Origin of the sequence: Yoonia vestfoldensis DSM 16212, from assembly GCF_000382265.1 — a bacterium.
In the GTDB taxonomy this organism is placed as follows: domain Bacteria; phylum Pseudomonadota; class Alphaproteobacteria; order Rhodobacterales; family Rhodobacteraceae; genus Yoonia; species Yoonia vestfoldensis.
In genome coordinates this window covers 1-23,995 of record NZ_KB907975.1, presented here as the reverse complement: position 1 = coordinate 23,995, position 23,995 = coordinate 1, and the positions used below count along the sequence as shown (strand labels likewise).

The window sequence follows — 23,995 nt, the reverse complement described above, 5'->3', positions numbered from 1 at the left end:
GGTCAGGTCGCGCATCGCCTGCGATCTGCCGCACGTCCGTTTGTCGATGGGATGGGTGCCGCGTCTGCGGCATCCGAATGGGCCGGGCCACTGTGACGGTCGATACCCGCATTTCGCATGTATCGCCCATGCCGGACGGGGCAGCGACGCCACATGGCTAGACTGCAAGGGTCATCCGCTTGCCGGTTGCCTCTTGCCGGTTCGCGATTGTCCTGACGACATGGGCGGCATCCTCTGCCACGCTCAGAAACCGGCCTGATCCCCACGTGTGCAGCCAGCCCAGCCCCAGAAAGAAAATGCCATCCTCGTCACAGACGCCGCGCGTGTGGATCGGGCGACCGCGCACGTCCAGACAATCGACCCGGAGCCAGTCATAATCCGGCCGAAAGCCGATGCACCAAAGCACAGAGGTGATCCCTTCAAGCGCAGCGTCGATTTGCGTGATCTCGGTGTCTGGACGCCAGACTTTTTCGAACGGCGGCGCAGGCGGTGCATCAATCCCTTCACGCGCAATATAGGCGTCGATCATCGTGCGGATGCCGACATAGCTCTTGTCGGCGTCGTCAAGATTTTGCGCCAGATCCGGTAGAAACCGGATTTTGGTCCCATCCATATCCGACACCGACCCGTACATTTGCAGTCCGTCCAGCGCAAAGCGCCGCAGGTCGATCTCGTGGCCGCCGTCGCGGCCGGACATGTAATGGTTGGTCTTTGCCTCGGTTGCTTTCGGGTCAGGTTGCTCCGCGATCGTGATCTTGTAATACCCCATCTGGTGCAGCCAGTCCGTCGCATCCTTGCCCCGATACCAGCGCGGGCTGCGCGGTGCAGGTCCGACAGCCAGCCGCACATCACGGCCGGCGAGACGCAGATCCTCCATCAGCTGCACACCCGACTGGCCGGTGCCGACGACAAGACAAGTACCCTCGGGGATATCCGACGGCCGGCGATAGGTTTTGGAATGGATCTGCGTGATACCCGGTGCCAGCTTGCTGGCATAGGGCGGCGTGATCGGGCGGTCGTATCCGCCGGATGCGACAATGACATTGTCAGCGGACCACAGCCCCTGATCGGTGTCGACCTCGAAAATCCCGTTGACCTTTTCGACGCGGGTCACCGTCACGCCTTCGTGCAGGGGGGCGTCGAAACTGTCGCAGAAACCTTCGACATAGGCGACAATCTCGTCCTTGAGCATAAAGCCCGTCGGATCATCGCCACGATAGGGAAAATCGGGCAGGTTGCATTGCCAGTTCGGGGTCACCAGACAAAAGCTGTCCCAGCGATCCTCTTTCCATGCGTGGAACCGCTTGTAGCGTTCCAGCACGACGTGATCGATACCCGCCTGACACAGATAATAGGACGCGGACATGCCCGCCTGTCCGGCGCCAACGATCAAAGTTGTGACATGCGCGCGCGGTGCGGGCGTCAGCGGATTGACAGACATGTGACACTCTCCTCGGGGTGATAGCGGGCGATAGCGGTGGCAATCTTGGCCGCCTGTGCATCGGCAGAACTGCAGCGGAATCCGTATTTCGCCGCAACCCGCCGCGCGCCAAGATCAAGCGCGGTGCGACTGCGCACTGCAAAATCATCCACACGATAGGTCTGACCCGCCGTCAGGTGGTCATGGATCACGGTCGACGGGGAATAGCAGTCCTCCTCGGTCCCGTCAGGCCAGCGGATGCGGAAAATCGTCTCAGGCATGGGCAGGCTCCTTGGGCGGGGCAAGGCCAAGATAGGGGGCTGCGGCATGATCCCAGACCAGATGCGCGCGCGCGGCGTCAGACAGGCTCAGGCTGCTGCCCGCAACAACATCGCCGATCACGGTGGCCGCAATATCGCACGCATGAAAGCGTGCCAGCACAGCGGCCGCGTTTTCGGGGGTTGCGGTCAACAGAAAGCCAAAGCTCGGAAAGGCCGTCATCCACCGTGTCAGGTCGCCATCCGGGGCCATGATACGGGCGGGGTCGATCGTGATACCCACGCCGGAGCATTCCGCCAGCATCAGCGCTGTTCCGGCGATGCCGCCTTGGCTGATATCCTTGCCTGCGGTCACAAGACCGGCTTCGGCCAATGCCGGCAAAATCGCCATATCTGCGCGCAGGCGGTCTTTGGGTGCCTGTAAAAAGGCGGGAAAGTTGCTGCTGTCGCCCGCATAGGCGCCGCGCAGATCCGCGCAGGTGATCACGACATCCCCGGGCTGCGCGTCAAAACTTGTGATCAGCGCGTTGGCGCGACCCCAGATCGCCGCAGCGAGTTGCGGCTGCGCTGTGTGCAGGTTTGTATGCCCCCCGACAATCGGGATGTCATAGGCGTCTGACGCGTCTTTCATCCCGCGCAGGATTTCCTGTGCGATGGCTATGTCGGGCGCCCATAGCGCGTTGGTCACGGCTGTCGGTCTGCCCCCCATTGCAAGGATATCGTTCATGTTGACCATGACCGCGCACCAGCCCGCGAACCACGGGGCCGCGGCCACGAAATCGTTCATGAACCCTTCGGTCGCCATCAACTGCCAGCCGTCGCCGTCGCGGATCGCGGCGGCATCGTCGCCGGGGCGTCCGGGGCTGTGCTGCGTCAGGTCAAGCGCGGCGCAGGCGACGTCGATGTCGCGCTTGCCGATGACATGCGGATGCGCGGCCAGATGCGCAGCAAGCGCCGCCAGATCAGTCATGCCGCCCGCCGTGTCAGCGCCATCCACCCGCGTGCGGGATCAATGACAGGCGGATAGGCCGCAAGATCGGCCTGCATCTGCATATGCGGGTGGCCGTGCAGATCGTGTTCGCCCAGCGACCGCCACTTCAGCTTTTCAAAAAGTGCGACATTCTGCATCTGCACATGCGCCAGAAATGCGGTGCAGCCGCGCGCATGCGCCGTGCCGACCGCAAGCCGGATCAATTCCGCCCCCAACCGCCCGACACGGCGGTAATCGGGCGCAACAGCCAGACGCGACCCCCACCAGATGCCGGGGCTGTCTTCGTGGATGCGCACGGTGCCGACGACCTCATCGGCCTCTGACGCCATCGTGGACACGGCCACCAGCGGCAAGGCCGTCCGGTCGATGGCATCGCGGTCATGACCTGCAAAGATGCCCTGTTCCGCAACAAAGGTGCGATGCCGCAAAGACGCAGCGCCGCCGATTTCCCAGCTTTCTGTCGCAAGACGGATCAGGAATTCCGGGGTCACAAAGGCTTCGGGGCGTTCGATGATCATAGCGCGCGCGCCTGTGCCGGTTGTTTGAATTTTTCAAAGGCCGACAAGGCCGAACAGGCCCCGCAGCGGCCGCAGCCTGCCTTGATATCCTCTGCCCGCATTCCCTGATCGACGATCATCTGCGACAGCGGGCCAAGCACCCCGTGCATAAAAGCCGCCGTCGGCGCGGGATGGCTTTCAAGCGGAGTGCCGGTGACAGGCACGAACGGCACAACAAACGGATAGACACCGATTGCGGTCAGCCGTTCACACATCGACAGGATCGCGTCTTGCGTATCGCCCAGCCCCGCAAGGATATAGGTCGACACCTGCCCCCAGCCGAAAACATCCACCGCCGCACCAAAGCTGTCAAAATACTTGTCCAGCGATACCTGCGCCTTGCCCGGCATGATCTGCGCACGCAGCGCCGGTGTGACGACCTCCAGATGCATGCCAAGGCTGTCGATACCCGCGTCTTTCATGCGGCGGTGCCATGCGTCATCCTCGGGCGGTTCGCATTGCGCCTGCAAGGGCAGATCAACGGCGGCGCGGATGGCCTCGGCGCTGTCGGCCAGTACCTTGGCGCCGCGATCCTTGCCTGCGGGCGTGCCGGTCGTCATGACCATGTGCCTGACGCCATCCAACAGCACAGCGGCGCGGGCGACCTCGGCCAGTTGCGCAGGGCTTTTGTGGGCAATCGTGCGGCCCGCGGCAAGGCTTTGGCCAATCGCACAAAACTTGCAGGTTTTCTTGCGGCTTTCATAGCGGATACAGGTCTGCAACACCGTGGTCGCCAGCACGTCCTTGGCATGCAATTGCGCGATATGGCCGTAAGGGACACCCTCTGCCGTCGACAGGTCAAGGAACTTTGCCCGTTGCGGGAACTGCACGTCGGCAAAGAACGCGCCGTCCTTGAGCACACGTGCATTGCCCGCCGCATCGGGCGCTTCGACCAGATAGGGCGAGTCAAAGGCCGTCGCGGTATGCACCGGGATCATCACGGTCAGACCCCCGATGGTGATCGCCTTGTGATCGGTCGGACCCGCACCGCCACGGCGACTGTCGGCGCCCGCATGCGGATCGACCAGCCGCATGCCGCGGGTCTGCAGGTCGTTGATCAGATCGCCGGTTGTTGCTTGCATATCAATCCTCCAATGGGATCGGCTGAAATTGGGGGCCGGTTGCCGTAACGTGCCGTGTCGGCGTCAGGTCGGTGTTGTGCTGCAACGAAAGCAGCTCTGGCCGCGCGTAATGGCCCACGGAATCCATCATTCGCTTGCGCTTGGTCACCAGCGCCATGTCCAGATCACCGTATAGAATGCCTTCGCCACTGGTCAGTGGTGGCACGACGTGACGGCCTTCGGGGGTGACCATGCAGGTCATGCAGCCGCCGCGCAGGGCCGTTTGCAGGTCGGGGTCCGGTGTGATGCTTTCGATCTGGTCATCAGTCAGCCAGCCCGTGGCATTCACGACAAAACAGCCGGATTCAAGGGCGTGGTGGCGTAGCGTGACTTCGATCTGTTCCGCGAATACCGGACCTACGAGCGATCCGGGAAATTGCGCGACATGAATTTCCTCATGCTGTGTCATCAGCGCATAGCGGGCAAGCGGATTGTAATGTTCCCAGCACGCCAAGGCACCGACACGACCGACACTTGTGTCAACAACCTGCAGACCGGCACCGTCGCCTTGGCCCCAGACCATCCGTTCGTGATAGGTCGGCGTGATCTTGCGCCGCTTCAGCAAAAGCGTGCCGTCGCTGTCGAAAATCAGCTGCGCATTGTACAAAGACCCGTGGTCGCGTTCATTCACGCCAAGCACTACGACGACACCATGGTGGGCGCAGCGTTCGGCGACGCGGCGGGTGGCGTCAGACGGGACCGTGACAGACTGATCGTAGAGGTGAAGATGCGGCTTGCCCTGTTTGCAGGGGGGCAGCACGAATGAAAAATAGGGATAGAATGGCACGAAGGTTTCGGGAAAGACGATCAGGTCGGCCCCGTTTCCCGCAGCCTCGTCGATCGCGTCAAGAACGCGCGCCAATGTCTTGTCGCGACTGGTCAGATCCGGTGCGATCTGGACGGCTGCCGCCTTTACGCTGCGTGACATGGCATTTCTCCCAAAGGGGTCAGCCGGGACGCCAGACGCCCCGGCGCGGCGTGACTAAAGCGTCCAGGTATCGACGATCACCGCATTGTCGCGGACATGCAGCAGCTTGAGGTCCAACACATCCTGCGGCGCGATCGGGATGATGCCGGGCAGCAGCGACGCTTCGCCGTGGCCATAAAGCGCCTGCAAGGCAAAACGGCAGGCATAGATCTTGCTGCCCTCGGCCATGAACTTTTTGAGGTTATCGGCAAAGTTCTGGTGCCCCGGAAACGCCGCATCGCCCAGTGTCGGAAATCCGCGCTGGATACCAAGCGTGACACCCGGCCCGTACAGCAGGATGGATGTCTCGAACCCCTTGCGGGCCAGACGGATGGCGTTCAGCATATTCACCAAGCCGATCGAGCCTTCGAAGGCGACGGTGTGGAAAGTCACCAGCGCCTTCTGGCCCGGCTCTGCCTTCACATCTTCAAAGACCTTGTCTTCGTAATCGACGAAAAAGTCGCCGTCCTTGTGTTTTTCTTGCGTGACTGCAGGCATATCAGGCTCCCCTTGGGTTGGTCGGCCGTGACTGGCCGTGATGCCTCATCACCCTGCCGCACGGTCTAAAATCCAATCAATATTTGATTCAATTATGCATACAATAATCGCGTCAAACGCAGGGGCACTGCGTTTTATTTGGCAGAACTGACCAATCTTCCGTCTTTGTAAAAAGAAAAAATGCGCAATTGCCGCAAAATCCATACAAAACGCTTCAATTACTGATCTCCGCGCGATAGCGTTTCACGATGAAGGACTGGACACCGATTCTGCGCGCCGACGGGCCCGCCCGCTATCTCCAGCTTGCCGATGCAATCGCAGAGGCGATCGCAAATGGCACCCTGCGCGACGGCGTCCGCCTGCCGCCGCAGCGCAAGCTTGCTGACAGGTTGGGGATCGACTTTACAACCGTGTCGCGTGGCTATGTCGAGGCGCGGGACCGCGGCCTTGTGAACAGCCACGTCGGGCGCGGGACCTTTGCAATCGGGACCAAACGCCAAGACCCCCAGCGCGAACATCGTCGACAGGCCGATGTCGATCTGACGATGAACCTGCCGCCGGAGCCAAGCGAACCCGCTCTTCTGGAGCGGATGGAAGCGGGCGTGCAGACGGTCACTGCCAATCTGATCGACTTGCTGCGATACCAATCATCCACAGGAAGCCAGATCGACAAAGAAGCGGCATCGACATGGCTGTCGCTGCGCGGCCTTGTCCCGTCGCTTGACCGGGTTGCCGTGACGCCCGGTGCGCATCCGACGATCCTTGCGATCCTCATGAGCCTGACGCAGCCCGGCGATGTCGTGTTATGCGAGGATGTGACCTATCCGGGAATACGCAGTATCTGCGCGCGACTCAGGCTGCGTTTGGTCGGGCTTCGCGGTGACGCGGATGGGATTGATACAGCCGTGCTCGATGCGGCGATCCGCGAGCATCGGCCAAAGGCGCTTTATCTGAACCCGACGCTGAACAACCCCACGACGCGCACGATCTCTCTTGCGCGGCGGCAGGCCATCGCCGATGTGATTACCGCGCATCGGTTGCCACTGATCGAGGACGACGCCTACGGTTTCATTCCGCCACACCCCCCGGCACCACTGGCCAATTTCGCGCCTGATCTGGTCTGGCATATCGGCGGGCTTGCCAAATGTATCGGTGCGGGGTTGCGGCTTGCCTATACTGTCGCGCCCAACAGTCACGCGGCCCGTGAACTGGCGCATCAGATCAAGATCATCTCTGTCATGCCGTCACCTTTGATGATGGCGCTTGCGACGCGCTGGATCATCGACGGCACGGCGGACGGCATCCGCCGCTTTGTCCGCGACGAAAGTCAGGCACGTCAGTCCATCGCGGCTCAGGCGCTGAGCGCGTTCCGTTTTGAAGCTGCCCCGCATGCCTTCAATATCTGGCTGCATTTGCCGGATGGTGTGACGCGGGCCGAAATCATCGGGCGCATGGCGGGCACCGGATTGGGGATCATGCCGTCAGATGCTTTTACCGTTTCTTGCGAGCCCACGGAATCGATCCGGGTCTGTCTTGGGGGCCAGATTCAGCGGACGCAGTTGCGCGATGCCATCGGCCTTCTTGCCTATATCATGTCGGCCGCGGACTAACGCTTGCAGCCGCATGTTTGACAGCACCTTTCGATCGTGATCACCGTATGACCGCGCTGATGTGAAATCCGGGGCAGGGAAGGCTCCGTTTCTTGTCCAGGCCAGCGGGCCTGTCCGGCGCCCGTCGCTGCCAGAAAGTGGCCATCGTCGCGGCTTGTCGTGCGGTCGCCGCCGATGTAATCCGGCACAGCGCCGATTGGCACGCGTGTCAATCATGCGCCGACTGGCTGTGGTCGTCTGGTCCAGGATACGTCCCGATCCGGACCTAGTCGCCGATCCTTTCCCATCGTTCATTGCCCCGCACCCGGCAGCCATCCGGGCTGATCCCCATCATCGCGGTTGCCACGTCGGGCAGAATGATTTCGATCGTGCGGTCGAAAAGGATCAAATCTGGACTTGCCACGGTCAATTCCATCAGCAGGCGCGAACCGCCGCTTTGCCCCTGAGGGATTTGCGCAAAGGCCCCGGGCATCGCTTCGGTGATCCAGGTGTTTGGCCCCACCTCGACCCACGCGCTTCGCAAGGACTGGGTCATTTCAAGCGCGTTCGGATCGAAGGGCCGCGAAAAGGACATCCGTCTGGTATCGCCCTCCATCCCCGGCAAAGCACCTGGCGAGACGGGAAAAGCCTGCGCCATCATCGCCGGGCAACCTTCCATACGTGTCGGCCCGACCGTTGCCTTCCACAGCCCGTCGCGCGGGGTCAAGACAGCGCCATCGGGATCAATTTCCAACCCCTCTTCGGGGGTAAAAACCAGATCATCGGGGGGCGGCGCGACGATCAGTCCTTCGTCTTCGGTAAAGGTGATCGGGTCCTGCATATCGGGGTCACATGCGGCCGGGCCGTTATAGATCCAGTTTCCGTCCGACCCAACAAGGGCCGAAATCGCTTCGGCAGAGCTTTCGTACCATGAGAGGTTGAAGCCCGGGATCGCAACAAGAATGGCAGTGTCAGAGGGGCGGCTCGCCGTCAACTCCGCCCCCAGAATCTCGCGGGTTTGATCTGCCGCGATGGAGGTGAAGCGCAGCCCATCATTTTCATAGCTGGCAACCAGCGGGCCGCAGAGGTCCTGAGCAAAAGCTGACGATCCCGCAGTGGCGATGGCGAACGCCGCAAGGCGTTGAAATGGTGTCTGCATGGTCAATTTCCTTGTCCGGTTCTGATCCGCTCAAGCAGGGCGCCCACGCTTTCGGGTGTCATCATCGTGCCCTGGGGTGGAACAACGCTCTGATAGGCGGCCAAGGCCGCCTCGGCCTCGGCGATACCGCCGCGTGTCAGGGTCCGCGCGATCACGTCCATCTCGGAACCGGCGATATAGGGGGTGAATTCGCACAACGGTCCGGCGCGGGTGTCGATGCACGCCTCGCCGCCTGGCTGATTAAGGCCGATGCGTTTGACATTGCCGGCCGGATCGACATCGGTGAACCATGTGGCGATGGAGGTGTCGGGCTGCCGCACAGCCACCTCGACCGTCCAGCCCGAGGGCATGGCCCCAGCCAGTTGCACGTCCGGCTGCGCAAAAGCGCAGGGCGCATCAAGCGGGCAGCGTTTCAAGACCGGACCGGGTGTATAGCCATGGCTGATGATCGCCCCCGGCATTGCGTCACTGCCGCCGTGAACGGCACCCTGTGCCGCACCCAAAAGACCGGCCATTGCGGCGGCCGCAGCGGGATCTTCTTGCGCGAGCGTCCCGATAATGGCGGCCAAGGCGTCCTGTGGGTCAGCAGCCGGCGCGGCGCGCACCGCGGGGCGGGTCAAGAACAGTTTGTCGACGATCAAGTCGAAGGCAGCCTGCGTCGATGGCGCGCCTGCTGTCGTCAGACAGGCAAGCCCATACCGAAATTCAGTGCATGGGCCGCGATCTGGCGACCAGTCCAGCGGGTTGATGGCAATCACATCCGGCACTTCCATCGGGCTGTAGAAGGTCAGTCGTGCCATATCCAGCGTGCTGCCCGGCGGCGCTGGTTCCAGCACCGGGATATCGGTGAACCAGCGCGCAGGGATGACCAGCGCAATGCCCGTCGGCTCATCGACGATGATGCAGGGGAAACCATCCTGCGCGCAGGTATAGCCGATCAGCGCGGGTGGCAAAACGGCATCCGGCCCGTGGGTCATGTCGATCTCGACCGTCGACATCGCCGGCGACGTCCAGCGCAGGGTCTGGGACAGCACGGCAGCGACCTGTGCGACGGTCGGGTCGGCGCTTTCAAAATAACACAACTGCCCCATCGATAAATCCATGCAAGGACCGTTCATCGTGGTCCACTGATGCGGGTTCAGTGCAATTGTTTCGGTCTGCCCGTTGCTGTCGGACATGAAATTCACCCGCGGCGCGCCCGGCTGACCACCAGCGACAGCGGATTCCAATGTCGGCAGGTCCGTGAACCAGCCCTGCGGCAGGGCAAAGTTCAGCCCCGTCGTGGCATCCTCGATCAGACAGATCGCCTGATCGCAGCGATAGCCGACATCGTCGTTCATCGCGACGTCATCGGCGTCATCCGCAGCAACAGCCGTCACCTGCGCGGTTGGTCCCAGACGGGCCAGATCAGCCATCACACCTGAAACGCAACACTCGCTTTGGCGCGCCTCGCCGCTGGCATATTTCGTCCAGCACATGGCTTGCGGGCCCTGAAGACCTGCTTTGACAAAGGTCCAGGCCGCGCAATTCGGGTCTGCCGCACACAGCGCATCGCAAAAGCGGGGGTCTGGTTGGTCCAGCGGGGTCGCGGCGATATCAAATCCGCCCCGATCAGAGTTTTGTTCATAACCCGCGACACGGGATCCAGCGCTCTGTGGTCCAGGTGGAAGCGATGCCTCCTCTTGAAAGTCCAGCAATGTGCCAACGGTCAGGGGCAGGCGGGCTGCAACATTTGTGGCGGCATCAAGCTCTGAAAAGACATAGACCACCTCGTATGCGCCAGCCTCTTCAGGGGCGATCAGCGGCTTGGCCGGGCCATATCGATTGTCAAAGAAATCCTGCAAGTTGACGCTGTGATCCCAAGAGACGAGCGCGCCATCGCGCCAGACCTCAAGGCGGTCATTGCTCCCCATGCCGCCCGTAATCGTGACCGGGATCTGTGCGCCGGGTGCCACCGCAGGCGGTGCGACCAGCGTCACCTCCGGGCGGTCCACGAATGTGACGACAAGTGTTTTCATCGCCTCTTCGATCGGCAAGGCTGCGTTGCGGGAAAAGGCCACGAGGTAGTCTCCGGGCACCGGCGGGTGCTGGAAGGCGCCGACATGCCCTCCAACGCGGCTGTCTTGTGTTGAATAGGTATAGCGCCGGTCGGTTGTCGTCGTCGCATCAAGTGGTAGCAGCGAAAAGATGAAGTCACCGCCGCCTGTCGCCAGCCCTTCCTGCAAGACACGGTAGGGTATCAATGCGTTGATCCCCGCACGAAAGGCGCCCGTTGGGGGCGGCATGTCCAGTGTCGGCAGCAAGCCCCGGAACGGCACGTAAATGGTGCGATTGTCATCGGCCAAAACGGTGATGTCCAACTGGCCACCGCCCAATTCACCCGCATCCGCGATGATGGTCCAATCGCCTTCGCGCAACAGAACGGGCAAGGCTGCCGCTTGGGCGAAATCAAGGATGCCGAAGTCCTGCACATTCCCTGTCGCCGCGTTTTCGGCACGGATTGCAACCTGATCCGGACGACCCGCAATATCGGCGCGGATCGTGACATTCATCAGCGCCTGACCTGCGGGCAAGGATTCAACGATGACCGGAGCGGTCGTGCGGACCAAGGCATCAGCCAGTTCCGCCCCGGACTGGGTGGACAGCAAGAGGCCACCCGTCTGGTCTGCGATGCAGGAAATCTGCGCGATCTCTCCTTCGGTCAGGCCAAAGCCAACGACATGAGCGCGCACCGGAATACCGTTCGCGGCCAATTCCGCAGCGACGGCACAGACATCGCCGCCACAGGTTTCCAGCCCGTCTGTGACCAGCACAATATCAGCCTCTTCGCTCGTCGCCGGAATCTGCGAGGCCGCAAGGCGCAAGGCATCGGCAAGCGGCGTCTTGCCGCGTGGGTTCAGCGCCCTTAATCGCGCACCAAGCGTGGCGCCATCCTGCGTTGCCACGTTGGCCAGCACCTCGATATCCGCGCAATCACCTTTGCGGTTGTGGCCGTATGCGATCACGCCAAGGGGCTGTGCGGGGTCGCGGGCGGACAGGAAGTCGGCCAAGACATCACGCGCCACCTCGATCCGCGATTTTCCGCCATCCAACTGCGCCCACATCGACCCGGATGCGTCAAGTATCAGAATACTCGCCCGGTCCTGTGCCCAAGAGGCAATTGGTGAAATGACCCAGATGGTCAGGAAAAAGGCATATAGGGCAGATCGCATTTTCAATTCCTTGCGAAGGCAGCCCGGTCGGGCACCTGAAAGTCAAACGAGCTTGAAAAATCTGGTGTATCCGCGTTGAATGATAGCTATGGTTTTCCATAGGGGGTCTGATGAAATCGGATGACATCTATCACCTAATCGCCTCGGGGGCCGACCCGGAAACCTGTTGGACCGCCACAAGCGAATACCTGAAAGCGCATGGTTTCGACAAAATCATCTACCTCCGGCTTGATCCGCAGGGCCTGGCCCCGACCATCCGCACCACGATGCCGAAAGCATTTCAGCAATTCTACGACAAGAATGGCTATCAGCAGGATGACCCTTTTCTGGTCTATTGCCTCAAATCGCGGTAGCCCATAAAAACTGGGCAGTCATATCTCGACGCTTATCACTATCTGACGCCGCGCCAGAAAGGCCTGATCGAAGCGGCAGGAGATGTTGGTTTCAACGCCGGCTTTTCTCTTGTGACACGATTCCCCTCGGTGAAAGGCGCAGAGGCCTGGAACCTTGGATCAAGCCTGAGCGGAAATGAGGTAGAAGCGATTCACGCCAGCTATTTTGCCGACATCCGAGGGTTGCTGTTCGCGCTCAGCGATCGTTTGGTCCCGAACGGGCTGATCAAGATGCTAAGCCCGCGTGAAATCGAATGTCTCGACCTTTTGTCAGCCGGATTACGGATCAAGGCCATCGCGGAGGAATTGGACATCAAGCCGGTCACGGTTGATCTGCATCTGGCAAATGCCCGAAGAAAGCTGGACGCGCCGACGACCAAATATCTGTTGAAAAAGTATTGGGACGCAACGGCAGGCAGTGGAACCGCAACTTATCCATCCCGGAATGTGACCTTGCAGTCCCAACACCATAGCGTGCCAGCGGATCATCGGGTCAAGAACCGACAATAGACAAAGCCGCTGCAGCCTCGCGCGATGTCAGCGGGTTGGTTGAGAGTTGATTTCACGAAAATGGCGACATGATTTCCATGATCGCCCGCGTTTGCAGCCGTCTTTGGGGGTCTCGGCCTGCCGACGGCCGACCACGGCGCAGTCGTTTGCAAATCTCTGGACCGGCCTCATCGGCACCTTGCGGGGTGCGTCTGCACGCGCAGCAAGGCGTGCTTTGCGCAGGCCGTTTCGCGCCCGTCCCCCGGGGCTGATGCCGCGATCACCGTGGCTTTGTCGCTGGCGACTACCAACTGGTAGTGGTCTTGCCGCTGTCAATCAGTGATCAGGTTTTCGCGATGCCCACTTTGGGCGCCTCTGAAAACAGGAACTGAAATGAAAAAGATGATAACGAGTTGTGCGATCGCAACCCTTGGGTTCAACGCATTTCCTGCCTTTGCCGGCGGTCTGGCCGAACCTGTCATGGAACAGGCGCCGGTTGTGCCGGCGACGCCGCTACCCGTTCGTTCAGCAAGCGGATGGGACGGATTGTACGTTGGCGGTCAGGTTGGCAATGTGACGATTGAGACGTCGATCAGGATCGGTGACGTGTCTCCGCTAAGCGATACGCCGAATGAACTTGCGGATTATGACATCGACGGTAGCGGGTACGGGCTGCACATCGGCTATATGCACGGCGTCGGCAGATTGGTTCTGGGTGGTGAGGTCGACTATGATGTGATCACACTCGACGAAGGAACGAGCACATTTGACGGCACGACGGCAACAATTCCAGTCGACACAGACGGATCGATCCTGCGGCTGAAGGCGCGCGCCGGTTACGATGCTGGGCGCTTGCTGCCCTATGCGACCGCCGGACTTGCAAGACTTGAATTGGAATCGGAAGACACCGACGGTACGTTCTTTGGCGCTGGTATCGCCTTCAAGGCAACCGAAAGCATTCTGGTCGGCGGTGAAATTCTGCGCCATCAATTCGATGACAGTTTCGATACGTCCGTCGATATCGACGCCACGACGATGTCGCTCAGAGCTTCGTACAGGTTTTAAACGATACCACTTGGACCGGCATCCTGTCTGATCAGTGTTCCTGATGCCGGTCTGCCCGCAACACCGATCGACAGATCATACTTGGGCGGGCACGATACAATGCCGTTGAACCTGAGAGAAAACGCTTGCAGAAATCTGATCGGTACAGCGTTCCACGATGCCGCCATGCGTTTGCCGTGCTGCAATTGATTGGGTCAGATGGCCGTAATCTCTCTGACGGCCGACGGGCATCGTTGGGCAGACGGATGCAAGACCCTTTGATGATGGGTTCTGAAGGCCTTTGGCCGGGTCGTTTTCTCGGCCGTCTTCACATATTGACCCGCCAATATGCGCGGATGGGTCGTGATTGTGTGTTTGCGGTGGCTGTCTCGGTTGCGCCCATAAAAGCGGGGCCTTGCTTAGGCAGGACGTGAGGCATGACGCTCGACCAAGAAACTTGTTGCACCGTGGATTAAAGCCGAGGCGAAAATCGTATAGGCGACCAGTGCCCAGAGTGGGTCCTCATTCACGAATTCCATATGTCCGGTCGCATAGCCCACGTAATAGATCGAACCGATCCCGCGCACGCCGAAAAAGCTGACGATCAGTCGATCACCCGGTGGTAAACCCGTCCGCCACAAAGACAGCCAGCCCACCAAAGGCCGGACGATCAGGATAAGCCCAAAGCCGATCAACGTGTGTCGCCAATCCAGCGCAGGCCAAAGTGCCGGCAACACGCCTCCCAACAGCAACAGCAGAAAAACGGTCAGAACGTGTTCGATTGCTTCACTGAACGCGTGAAGGCGTTTGTGGAAATGGTGTTGCTTTTGCACACGGCGGCACGCCAGACCGGCCATGAAAACACCGATGAAGCCGTATCCTTCGACAAGTTCGACCAACCCGTAGCACAACAGGACCGCCCCCAGAGCAAGGACACCTGGGCCACTTTTCTCGATCGCGGCGCTTCCCCACGACGAAAAAAGACTGCGCCCCAACAACCAGCCAATGAAAGCACCAACCAGCGCGCCCACGACGATGCGGTAGATCAAGTCGCGCGTGAACCATTCCGCGAACCAGACCGATGCATCCGACCCTTGTGCCGCGATGATCAGGCCAAGATAGACAAAAGGAAAGGCCAGGCCGTCATTCAGGCCGGCCTCAGCCGTGAGGGTGAAGCGCACCGGATGCTCGCGGCCCTCAAGCGGAGGACCAACCTGCACGTCGCCCGCCAGCACAGGATCAGTGGGCGACAAGACCGCACCCAACAGCACTGCGCCTGCCGCCGTCATGCCCGCCAGAGCCCATCCCAGTAGCGCAATCGCGACAATCGTCAGCGGCATCGCAATCACCAAAAGCCGCACTGTGGGTCGCCAGCGTTTCCAACTGCTGATGTCGTCGATTTGCAAACCTGTCGCGAACAAAACGATGATGACGACGATCTCGCTGGTGGTCTCCCACAGAGCGGGTGAGACGGTCGGATCAGGAATTGCCGGCATGCCGGGGATCAGGTTGAAGATCACCAGTCCCGCCAGCATCATGATCGCCGAGGATGAAGCCCCGCGTTTGAACAATATGCGCGGCAGCAGATGGGCAATGAATACCGCCGCGCCGACTGCCGCCATCAGCACATGCATCTGAGAAAAGCCAAAAAAGGGGTCAGGATTATTCATCGTCGCAAGGCGTCCTTTTGTTTATTGAGTGATCGCCAAACGATTCAGTTGGACGCTGATGTGGTGTGTCATTCTAGGTGCGGGGTCGTTGGCATTCCAGGGTATTCGGGTGTGACCATACCAGCGTCGGGTTCTGACCAACCCTATCGATCTGGAGGAGGCTCTGACCGCATGTTGCCAATCACGCAGGACATGCGAGGATCGCAGGCCCGACGACGTGATACTTGTTCGTTCCGTCTTGGGTATGCGATCCACATCCTGCACGCGTCCGGATCATGCTGGCCGACGCAGAGTGCTGCCAAGCCAGAAAGAGGTATCCGAGACAATCATCCGATCCGGCGGCGGGTGATACGCGACCAGACGCGCAGATCGTATAGAACCTTGATCGTCGCACCGATGACCAATGCACAGAGCAAGGTTTTTGACAGCGTTCCCATCGTGCCGTCTATCAGCATCGCATGAACCACGCTGCCCGCGACGCCGACAAGCGCAAGGACCGCATGTCCGAGACGCCACGTCTGTGGCCGTACCCGCAACCGCTGTCCGAAAGCTGCGAGCAACGCAGCAGCGAACAAGACCCACATCGCCGTCACGCCCCAAACCGCGAACGGTGTCGGTGAGGCGAAGAGCAGGGCGTCGACAACGTCGGGCGGGCTGGTCAGCCACAACCCCCCTACATGGATGATTATGGCCGCCACCAATGCAAAGCCGGTCCAGCGATGGACACGCTTGCCGAATGTCGTGGGCAGGCCCGGCAGATACCCTCCTGCCAGTAAGGGTTGCAAAAGCAAGATCACCAACGCGATCACGCCAGCAAACCCCGCCGCGATGTAAACGGGTGCGCGCCATGCGAGCAACGGACTGGTTGCCGCCACCGCAAGCGGTATGACGACAAAAAGCGCAAGGCAGACCCAGATCAGGATCGCGCGGACCGAAAATGTTGGGATCAGACCGGCTCCAGTACAAAATGCGCACTCAAGCTCGTATCGCCGGCGCTTGGCATGATCGGACGGAGAAAGACCGTCTTGAACTCTCCGCTGTCATACGCAAGGTGGCCGTGTGGCCGGCCAAAAGCGGGTACGATCTGTGGCATCTCAAGCCGGAATTCACCATTCTCATCGGTAAGTGTGGCGCCATGGCTGTGCGGATCGCGCTCGTGCCCTTCGGTTGTATGCGCCCAGATCTGCACGCGCTGGCCCGCCAAAGGTGCGCCGTCGCCCGCGCGACGCACGCTGCCCGTCATCCAGAAACCGCCGTTCCCAATGCGGTCGACGATCGGCGCTCCGGCGATATAGTTGTTGGCGCCCCCGCGCATCGTGGGTGTCGGCGCCAGGCCCTGCGCGCTCGCGGGCACAAGAAGCCCGGAGCCGCCTGTGACCAGCGTCGCGCCGAACACGGCACCGCTTGTCGCGAGAAATTTCCGACGGTTGGTTCTATTCTGTATCATTCCAAGTCTCCATCAACCTTATGGCTTCACCCGAAGGATCGGATACCCCAGCCAACAGAAAACACGTAATCATTGGGCGTCGCGCGGAACGACGATAGCGTAATATCTGGGATGAAGGGCACCCTCTGGAAGGCGACCCACTGTTTCGTGATGGGAATGCCAAGCCTTGTCCGTCAATTATGACAGATACGACAGGCGAAAACCGCCCTGCCGCCCAAGGCTCTGTCCGCATGCCGGAAATGACCGCTTGGACTGCTTGTGCAGTCGGCTTTGGTGTCCCGCACATCCGCGCGGTTCAAGATGATCTTCGATTGTCTGAGGTGGGCAGAGATAAGATATCATCGACCTTTGCCGTTGGGATGTCTTTCAACCACGCAGGGCACCCGATCGGGTTTGGCGCTGGTTTCCGACAGAAATTGGCACTAGGCAGGTCAGACGACGTCGATCCAGCGACTGAGGAGGCAATCATGCGGTTCTGGACCACCATCGGGCTGATCCTTGTTCTGTCCACGCTCGGGCTGACCTATGAAATCGCAGCAGGCCGTGTGCTGGCCCCGTTTTTCGGCACCTCGCTGCTGACTTGGACGACGGTGATCGCGACCATTTTGGCGGGCTTTTCGCTGGGCAACGCAGTCGGGGGCTTTGTGGCGGAACGCCCACGTGCCCGTGCAGTGGCCAACGTGCGCATGGCGCTTGTCATGACGGCGGTGCTGATGGCGCTGTCGCCCATGGTTCTTGCCTTTGTCTACGCATCCGGCGCCCGCGATACCGGCGGCATGCTGCTGGCCGTCTTTGTCACCTTTTTCCCGGCATCGGTGCTGGTCAGCTTGCCGTCGCCATTCCTTGCGAAGCTGGCCGTCGAGGCAAGACCGGGCAGGGAAGGATCGTCGCTTGGCCTGGTTCTTGCGGCAGGCTCGGTTGGTGCGATCTTCGGTGCGATCCTCGCCGGGTTCATCGCGCTTCCTCTGTTCGGATCGGTCACAACCTTTGCCGGTTGCGGCGCTGCGGCGCTTTTGTGTGTTCTTTTTATCCGAAACGGACCCTCTGAAGGTAACGGCGAAGACGACACGCCCACTGCGCAGGGTCCAGGATCGATTGTGTCAATTGCTCTGGCGACACTCGCTGTAGCGGCAAGCCTGACTGCGGGTTCGGTGTGTCGCTATGAATCCGGCCTGTCGTGCATCGACGTGGTGCGCCAGGGCGGGGTGGTGTATCTTATCGCCGACCGCACCCAACAGGCGGCGGAACGCACCGACCAGAACAACACAAGAAACGCAACGTCGGCCAACCTGGTGATGCCCTATGTCCAATGGATATGGGCGCGCATGGACCGCGATCTGGGACCGGCGCCGTCGGTGCTGTTTATTGGCGGCGGCGGCTACACATTGCCGACCAAATTGCTGGAGGCGCGCCCGATGGCGCGGGCCCTCGCAGTCGAGATCGACCCGCTTGTCACGCAAGTCGTGCGCCAACAGATGCCGTGGGCAAGTGCGATGATCGCACGGGCCGGTTATGACGCAAGTACGGATGATGCGCCGGGTGGCCGACTTGGCATCGTTCACGCCGATGGCAGGGTGTTTCTCAACGAAACGGATCTGCGTTTTGATGCGGTCGTGATGGATGCTTTTTCGTCCGGCTCTGTTCCGGCGCATCTAGCCACCCGCGAGACCTACGCGCGGGTCCAGGCGATTGTCGCGGGACCGGTCTACGTGAACCTGATTGATACCCCGGATGGACCTCTTGTGCGCGGATTGCACGCTATCTTGACCGATCTTTACCCGCATGTTGAAGCCGTTCAGGGGCCGGTCAGCGCGCGTGGTGTTGCCAATGTTCTTTTGGCGGCCTCTCAGGACCCGCTGTCCGTTGTTGATGCGCTACCTGACGGCTATCACATGATAGAGATCACGCCGGGCCAAGCGTTTACAGACGACCGCGGCTGGGTCGGCCATCGATAGGCGGCGGCGAAAGTCCGAAATCCTGTTGGAAACAGCGCCGGTTCAGGAGATCGGTATTTGCGCAAATATGCGTCGACAGGGGTCCGTAAACGCCGCGCGGTATGCGGACGGTCATCTGCAACATGAGCCGACCGGGCGCAACACAATGTAATTTATGAACGTCGAACAACAGTTTCTTTGCTGGCGGAGGAAACACGACTGCCGTCCAACCTTCTCTGGAGAGCTGACATGGTTCGAGCACAAACGAAAAGCACTTTTCGCTGACCGCACCCGGTCACCAAGAAGGTGACCGGGTGCGAGTAGGTTCAGGGCGCGCGCATCTCGGCATACTGGCCAGCTGTCCGCAAGGTCAGCGTGACCGGTGCATCGGTCCTGTTGCGCCAGAACCAGCCGTGGTTGCCGGTGAAGGCTGCCACCAATTCGCCTTCCTGTTCCGGAACGGCGCGGCCTTGTTCGTAGCTGATGCTCTGTCCGCCGCCGTCGGCATGGGTATCGTAGTTGACGACACCGCCGTTCGCGGACCAGGCGAAGCGGGCGACTTGGCCTTCCTCCATCACAAGCTTCACCTCGATCCCATCACCGGGGGCAAGAGTGTATCTGACTTCGTCACGCCATTCTGAAGCCGCAGGGGCGGCTTCGGTAGCCTCAGCTACTGCCGCCTCGACGGGGTCGGAGTCGGGGGTCAGGGCGACAGGGACTTCGGCGACCGGCGCGGGCTCCGGTGCAGATTCGGGCGCAGGAGCCGGTTCTGCTGTGCCGACGGGGGCACCGATCGCGGTGGCAAGGGTGGCAAGCTGGGCATCGATCCTGTCAAGGCGTTGCAGGACCTCCTCCGACACCACGGCGGCGGTCGGGATTGCGGGGGCCACGGCCGAAGCTGCGGCCGCTTGTGCATCGGCCTCTGCCTCGGCGGAGAGCTGTTGTTTGATCTCGCCCATCTCGGTCAGACCGGTCAGAGCGCCGACGCCAGTCGGGTCGATGCCGTATTCGGCGGGAAGCCAGAAGAGGACGAGGACTGCCCCTGCCGCCCCTGCCGCAATCAGGGTTGACCGGATCAGGCCGCCGGGGGTGGCGGGCACCGACTGGACATGTTGCGTTGCGGCTTGTGGCCGGGGTTCGGCACGCAGAGGGGCTTTCGGGGTGTCGAAACGGTTGGTCATGGGTCAGCCCTCCTTTCAGGCGACGAAATATCCGGTGATCTGCAAGCCCATCAGGGCAAAGCCAGCCACCATCATCAGGACATTTGCAGCGTAGGCTTGCCGCGCGAAGGCAGGCCGCGCTCGCCATTGGGTCATTGCTGTCAGGATCAGGGCGAGCGCCATCAACTGACCAAGCTCCACCCCCACGTTGAACGCAATGAGGTTGCCCAAGAGCCCGTCGGGTGAGATCTCGTAGCTTTGGATCTTGGTGGCGAGGCCGAAGCCATGCAGCAGACCGAAGATCAGCGTCGCCGCCTTGGTGTTGGGCTGCACCCCGAACCACAACCGAAACGCGCCAAGGTTATCCAGCGCCTTGTAGACCACCGAGAACGCGATGATCGCGTCGATGATGTAGGCGTTGATCGAGATGAACCACCAGACGCCTGCGATCATCGTGACCGAATGGCCAATGGCAAAGATGCTGACATAGGTGGCAATGTCCTTTGACCGGTACAGAAAGAAGATCACCCCGGCGAGGAACAGCAGGTGGTCATAGCCCGTCACCATGTGCTTGGCGCCGAGGTACATGAAGGCGATGGGGCGGAAACCCGTTACCTCTTGCACATAGCCTGCGTCGCCTTCGGTGACGTTATGGGCAAGGGCCGCACCTGCCAGAAGCAGGGAGGCAAGAAGGGTGCAGAGCGCAGCAAGGGCTGGCCATTGCACAGGTTGACGCAAAAGCGCCCGGAAGGTGGGTGTCATGTCATTGGTATCCTGACTGATGAAACTGTCTGACCGCCCGCTGACGCAGGCGGCGGCTCAGATCATCATCAGACGCGGTGGCCGTCGCGGGCCCTCGCGGATCGTGCCGTCGGCGACCATGCCTTCCGGTTGAAGGGTGCTCGTTGGTGGTGCATGGAACGCGGCTCCAGGCGATGCAAGAACAGCCGCGCTGACATGATCATGATCGCCAGAATCGTGGTGGCCGCTTGGCATGGGATGGGAATGGCCGTGCTCGGAATGATAGGCGCGGTGATCGGCCTCGGCCACCATAGCCCCGGGGCCATGCTTGACGGCCTCGATGGCGGGCGCTGCGGCAAGCGATAGCGCCATCACAATGGCCGCACACAGCGACAAAAGCCTGCCCCACCCTGCCAACTGCCTTTTCATGCCTTATCCTTCGGGGATGCACTCCCCTGTTCCTTGCTTGCCTCATCCCCCTAGGGGGGATAGGCTCGATATATGTCAAAACCTCATGTCCATGCAAGTCACGCCGCCATCGCCACCCGGCTCAAGCGCGCCGAAGGGCATCTGCGCCGCGTCATCGGCATGATCGAGGAAGGGCGGCCCTGCGTCGATCTGGCAACTCAGCTGCACGCCGTTGAACGCGCGGTGGCCGAGGCGAAGCGGGCATTGATCCATGACCATATCGACCACTGTGTCACGGTCGGGGGCGATCACGATCTGGCTGAGATCAAAGCCCTGACGAAGCTTCTCTGAGATGCTGAACACGCTCCGCAACCGCACTTTCCGCCATCTGTTCGCCGCACAGGTCATCGCCCTTTTGGGCACGGGCCTTGCCACTGTGGCGCTGGGTCTGCTGGCCTGGCAGCTGGCGGGTGAGAATGCCGGTCTGGTTCTGGGCACGGCCCTTGCAATCAAGATGATCGCCTATGTCACATTGGCCCCGATTGCCGCCGCCGTCGCCGAACGGTTGCCCCGCCGGGCGTTTCTGGTGGCGCTGGACCTGATCCGCGCAGGCGTCGTGCTGTTCCTGCCCTTCGTCGCCGAGGTCTGGCAGGTTTACGTTTTGATCTTTGTGCTACAAGCGGCCTCGGCCGGATTCACCCCAGCGTTTCAGGCGACGATCCCCGACGTGCTGCCTGACGAAAGGGACTATACCAACGCGCTGTCGCTGATGCGGCTGACTGAAGATCTGGAGCAATTGCTGTCGCCGATGCTGGCCGCCGCCCTGCTGACCATTGTCAGCTTTCCCATGCTGTTCGGCGGGACAGTCGCGGGATTTGTGCTGTCCGCGCTGCTGGTGGTCACGGTTGTTTTGCCAACGCGGGCACCGGGAGAGGCGGGCCAGTTCTGGGCCAGCACAACCAAGGGCATCCGAATATATCTGGCCACTCCGCGCCTGCGGGGGCTGATGGTGATGGAGCTGGCAGTCGCGGCGGCCGGGGCGATGATCTATGTGAACACGGTGGTTTTAGTACAGGCACGGTTCGGTCTTGGCGAATCGCAAGTGGCGCTGGCCTTTGCGGCCTTTGGCGCGGGGTCGATGCTCGCGGCTTTCCTGCTGCCACGTCTGTTGGAACGTCTGGCTGACCGCCCAGTGATGCTGGCCGGGGCCGGGTTGATGGTGGCGGGCGTGGCGACAACACCGCTGATGCCCGGACTGGGCGCGCTGATGGCGTTGTGGGCGGTGATCGGTTTTGGCTTTTCCCTTACGCAGACCCCCATCGGGCGTATCCTGAACCGCTCCGCCCGCCCCGCAGACAGACCCGCCGTCTTTGCTGCGCAGTTCGCGCTGTCGCATGCATGCTGGCTGATCACCTATCCGCTCGCAGGGTGGCTCGGTTCAGCGTTCGGGCTGGCGCAGGCCGCCATTGGGTTGGCTGCGGTAGGCGCGGCTGCAATGGTTGCCGTTTTCCGGCTCTGGCCCGCAGCGGACCCGGTAGAATTGGTCCACGACCACGCAGACCTAGCTCCCGATCATCCGCACCTCCGCGAAGGGCGTTACGGGGCACATCAGCATGCCGTAATGATCGATCCGCTGCATCCGCAGTGGCCGCGACGGACGGCCTGACCGGATCGGCGCCCCCAACCTCAAGCTGCTCGCGGCGCGAACAGGATAATTGCCGCCCCGATCAGGCAGATGGCAGCCCCGGTGACATCCCAACCATCAGGGCGCTGCCCCTCGACCATCCAAAGCCAGACCAGGGACGCCGCAATGTAGACTCCGCCGTAGGCGGCATAAGCCCGCCCGGCAGCATCAGTCGGGGCGAGCGTCAGCAGCCAAGCAAAGGCCGCAAGCGAGGCAAGACCGGGAACAAGCCATAGCGCCGAGGCACCAAGCCGCATCTAGGCCCAGACGGCAAAGCACCCAGCGATCTCGGCCGTTGCGGCAAGGGCATAGAGCGCCACCGTCGGGGCGGAACTCATCCAGCAACCTCGGTCAGGTGTCCGGTCGGGGCATGGTCCGCATGGCACTTCGCATGGTCGCCCAAAACCTCGATCACGCGGCAATCGGCAATCATACCACCTGCGCATTGGACCAGCATCCGCTCCAGCTCTGCCTTGAGTGCAGTCAGCCGCGCGATGCGCGCCTCGACTGCTGCAAGCTGCGCCGAGGCTATCGCATCTGCTGCGGCGCAAGACTGGTCGGGACGGTCGGACAAGCTGAGCAAATCGCGTATGGCATCGAGCGGGAACCCGAGTTCGCGAGCATTGCGGATGAAGGTCAGCCGCTCTTGCGCCTTTTGGCCGTAAAGCCGCTGATTGCCCGCGCTGCGTTCGGCCTCGGGCAGAAGGCCGATCTCTTCGTAGTAGCGGATGGTCGGCACCTTGACCCCCGCGGCATCGCTGATTTTTCCGATGGTCAGCATAGTTTGTCCTTGCACCTCTAGTTACTAGAGAGATTAGACAGATACCTGAACATTTACAATCGGTGCCAAGGCTCCGGAGGGAAAGGCTTGAAATGGCACAAAAATCAGAGGCCGAATCGCAGGAATGGACAGTCTCGGGGATGGATTGCGCGTCCTGTGCCGCCAAGATCAGGACGGCGGTCGAACGGCTGCCAGGGGTCAGCGTGTTGATTGTCACTGAGAACTGACCCGGCAGCAGCAGAAATTGTCATCGAGAATTGACCCATGTGCAACCTTACCCCGGCTTGAATCAGCTGGGAGCACTTGGAGTGATAGACATGGGATTTTTAAAAGTTATCCGGAAATGGGCGCTGCGTGACAAGATGCCCATTCGCGAGATCGCGCGGCGGACGGGCGTGTCTCGCAACACGATCAAGAAGTATTTGCGGGAGGGGATTGTTGAACCTGCGTTTC

The 23,995-nt window shown here is 61.1% G+C and carries 24 protein-coding genes and 2 pseudogenes; 9 read left to right on the top strand and 17 right to left on the bottom strand.

Translation table 11 applies throughout. From position 1 onward, the window contains the following. Positions 1–157: 157 nt before the first annotated feature. From H147_RS0103380 to H147_RS0103350, 7 genes are read right to left on the bottom strand one after another with little or no spacing between them, the layout of a single operon-like run. Positions 158–1,441: an MSMEG_0569 family flavin-dependent oxidoreductase gene (locus tag H147_RS0103380; protein WP_019953933.1), complete on the bottom strand. Its 1,284-nt coding sequence runs from the start codon at positions 1,439–1,441 to the stop codon at positions 158–160. Beyond that, positions 1,423–1,701 carry an MSMEG_0570 family nitrogen starvation response protein gene (locus tag H147_RS0103375; RefSeq protein ID WP_019953932.1) on the bottom strand — a complete coding sequence of 93 codons (279 nt, stop codon included), beginning with the start codon at positions 1,699–1,701 and terminating at the stop codon, positions 1,423–1,425. Before H147_RS0103375 ends, H147_RS0103380 begins: the two co-directional genes overlap by 19 nt. Continuing rightward, positions 1,694–2,668 (bottom strand): sll0787 family AIR synthase-like protein, encoded by a 975-nt coding sequence (locus tag H147_RS0103370; RefSeq protein ID WP_026352214.1) that lies wholly within the window; start codon positions 2,666–2,668, stop codon positions 1,694–1,696. The genes H147_RS0103375 and H147_RS0103370 overlap by 8 nt, the downstream gene beginning before the upstream one ends. Beyond that, a complete protein-coding gene (locus tag H147_RS0103365) occupies positions 2,665–3,207 on the bottom strand; it encodes an MSMEG_0567/Sll0786 family nitrogen starvation N-acetyltransferase (RefSeq protein ID WP_019953930.1) in 543 nt (180 codons plus the stop codon). The genes H147_RS0103370 and H147_RS0103365 overlap by 4 nt, the downstream gene beginning before the upstream one ends. Then, the gene (locus tag H147_RS0103360; protein ID WP_019953929.1) at positions 3,204–4,328 is read right to left on the bottom strand and encodes an MSMEG_0568 family radical SAM protein; all 1,125 of its coding nucleotides are present in this window, start codon (positions 4,326–4,328) and stop codon (positions 3,204–3,206) included. The genes H147_RS0103365 and H147_RS0103360 overlap by 4 nt, the downstream gene beginning before the upstream one ends. Position 4,329: 1 nt before the next feature. Continuing rightward, entirely contained in the window at positions 4,330–5,295 is a 966-nt protein-coding gene (locus H147_RS0103355) for a Nit6803 family nitrilase (RefSeq protein WP_019953928.1), read from the bottom strand. Between the two features lie 54 nt (positions 5,296–5,349). Further along, positions 5,350–5,832, bottom strand: coding sequence for an MSMEG_0572/Sll0783 family nitrogen starvation response protein (locus tag H147_RS0103350; RefSeq protein ID WP_019953927.1), 483 nt, complete (start codon positions 5,830–5,832; stop codon positions 5,350–5,352). A 248-nt stretch (positions 5,833–6,080) separates the two neighbouring features. On the opposite strand from H147_RS0103350, the gene H147_RS0103345 reads away from it, so the two are divergent. Continuing rightward, positions 6,081–7,442, top strand: a complete 1,362-nt coding sequence (locus tag H147_RS0103345) for an aminotransferase-like domain-containing protein (protein ID WP_019953926.1) — start codon at positions 6,081–6,083, stop codon at positions 7,440–7,442. A gap of 265 nt (positions 7,443–7,707) precedes the next feature. Here the strand turns inward: H147_RS0103345 and H147_RS0103340 are convergent, their stop codons facing one another. After that, positions 7,708–8,580 carry a hypothetical protein gene (locus tag H147_RS0103340; RefSeq protein WP_019953925.1) on the bottom strand — a complete coding sequence of 291 codons (873 nt, stop codon included), beginning with the start codon at positions 8,578–8,580 and terminating at the stop codon, positions 7,708–7,710. Between the two features lie 2 nt (positions 8,581–8,582). Next, on the bottom strand, positions 8,583–11,792 hold the full coding sequence (locus tag H147_RS20240) for a VWA domain-containing protein (protein ID WP_162561623.1): 3,210 nt from the start codon (positions 11,790–11,792) through the stop codon (positions 8,583–8,585). Positions 11,793–11,902: 110 nt separating this feature from the next. On the opposite strand from H147_RS20240, the gene H147_RS0103330 reads away from it, so the two are divergent. The 3 genes from H147_RS0103330 (at position 11,903) to H147_RS0103320 (ending at position 13,738) form a co-directional block, all read left to right on the top strand. Further along, positions 11,903–12,145, top strand: coding sequence for an autoinducer binding domain-containing protein (locus tag H147_RS0103330; RefSeq protein ID WP_019953923.1), 243 nt, complete (start codon positions 11,903–11,905; stop codon positions 12,143–12,145). Positions 12,146–12,256: 111 nt separating this feature from the next. Then, a complete protein-coding gene (locus tag H147_RS0103325) occupies positions 12,257–12,694 on the top strand; it encodes a helix-turn-helix domain-containing protein (RefSeq protein WP_162561622.1) in 438 nt (145 codons plus the stop codon). Positions 12,695–13,066: 372 nt separating this feature from the next. Beyond that, positions 13,067–13,738, top strand: a complete 672-nt coding sequence (locus H147_RS0103320; protein ID WP_019953921.1) for an outer membrane protein — start codon at positions 13,067–13,069, stop codon at positions 13,736–13,738. A 398-nt stretch (positions 13,739–14,136) separates the two neighbouring features. Here H147_RS0103320 and H147_RS19280 read toward each other — a convergent pair whose 3' ends face one another. The 3 genes from H147_RS19280 to H147_RS0103305 form a co-directional block, all read right to left on the bottom strand. After that, positions 14,137–15,387, bottom strand: coding sequence for a cation:proton antiporter (locus H147_RS19280; RefSeq protein ID WP_110570901.1), 1,251 nt, complete (start codon positions 15,385–15,387; stop codon positions 14,137–14,139). A 326-nt stretch (positions 15,388–15,713) separates the two neighbouring features. After that, positions 15,714–16,262, bottom strand: coding sequence for a ferric reductase-like transmembrane domain-containing protein (locus H147_RS0103310; RefSeq protein WP_245541095.1), 549 nt, complete (start codon positions 16,260–16,262; stop codon positions 15,714–15,716). 71 nt (positions 16,263–16,333) lie between these two features. After that, the gene (locus tag H147_RS0103305; protein ID WP_026352212.1) at positions 16,334–16,834 is read right to left on the bottom strand and encodes a peptidase associated/transthyretin-like domain-containing protein; all 501 of its coding nucleotides are present in this window, start codon (positions 16,832–16,834) and stop codon (positions 16,334–16,336) included. Positions 16,835–17,301: 467 nt separating this feature from the next. On the opposite strand from H147_RS0103305, the gene H147_RS0103300 reads away from it, so the two are divergent. Then, a complete protein-coding gene (locus H147_RS0103300; RefSeq protein WP_043699342.1) occupies positions 17,302–18,789 on the top strand; it encodes a fused MFS/spermidine synthase in 1,488 nt (495 codons plus the stop codon). A 305-nt stretch (positions 18,790–19,094) separates the two neighbouring features. Here H147_RS0103300 and H147_RS0103295 read toward each other — a convergent pair whose 3' ends face one another. Genes H147_RS0103295 through H147_RS0103285 form a run of 3 tightly spaced genes read right to left on the bottom strand, consistent with a single transcriptional unit; the run spans position 19,095 to position 21,098 of the window. Beyond that, positions 19,095–19,949 (bottom strand): hypothetical protein, encoded by an 855-nt coding sequence (locus tag H147_RS0103295; RefSeq protein WP_019953916.1) that lies wholly within the window; start codon positions 19,947–19,949, stop codon positions 19,095–19,097. A 15-nt stretch (positions 19,950–19,964) separates the two neighbouring features. Next, on the bottom strand, positions 19,965–20,690 hold the full coding sequence (locus tag H147_RS0103290) for a HupE/UreJ family protein (RefSeq protein ID WP_019953915.1): 726 nt from the start codon (positions 20,688–20,690) through the stop codon (positions 19,965–19,967). A gap of 57 nt (positions 20,691–20,747) precedes the next feature. Then, a complete protein-coding gene (locus H147_RS0103285) occupies positions 20,748–21,098 on the bottom strand; it encodes a hypothetical protein (RefSeq protein WP_162561621.1) in 351 nt (116 codons plus the stop codon). A gap of 72 nt (positions 21,099–21,170) precedes the next feature. On the opposite strand from H147_RS0103285, the gene H147_RS0103280 reads away from it, so the two are divergent. Together H147_RS0103280 and H147_RS0103275 are read left to right on the top strand one after the other, a co-directional pair. Continuing rightward, on the top strand, positions 21,171–21,428 hold the full coding sequence (locus H147_RS0103280; protein WP_019953913.1) for a metal-sensing transcriptional repressor: 258 nt from the start codon (positions 21,171–21,173) through the stop codon (positions 21,426–21,428). 1 nt (position 21,429) lies between these two features. After that, on the top strand, positions 21,430–22,743 hold the full coding sequence (locus H147_RS0103275) for an MFS transporter (RefSeq protein ID WP_019953912.1): 1,314 nt from the start codon (positions 21,430–21,432) through the stop codon (positions 22,741–22,743). A gap of 20 nt (positions 22,744–22,763) precedes the next feature. On the opposite strand, the pseudogene H147_RS19275 reads toward H147_RS0103275, so the two are convergent. Further along, positions 22,764–23,099 (bottom strand): annotated as a pseudogene (locus H147_RS19275) (YnfA family protein). Then, on the bottom strand, positions 23,096–23,542 hold the full coding sequence (locus H147_RS0103265; protein ID WP_019953910.1) for a MerR family transcriptional regulator: 447 nt from the start codon (positions 23,540–23,542) through the stop codon (positions 23,096–23,098). The pseudogene H147_RS19275 and the gene H147_RS0103265 overlap by 4 nt, the downstream one beginning before the upstream one ends. A 92-nt stretch (positions 23,543–23,634) precedes the next feature. Between H147_RS0103265 and H147_RS20465 the strand changes: the two are divergent. Together H147_RS20465 and H147_RS0103255 are read left to right on the top strand one after the other, a co-directional pair. Then, positions 23,635–23,745 (top strand): annotated as a pseudogene (locus tag H147_RS20465) (cation transporter); the annotation flags it as partial. Between the two features lie 105 nt (positions 23,746–23,850). Next, a partial coding sequence (locus H147_RS0103255) for a helix-turn-helix domain-containing protein (RefSeq protein WP_211216506.1) occupies positions 23,851–23,995 on the top strand: 145 nt, incomplete at its 3' end.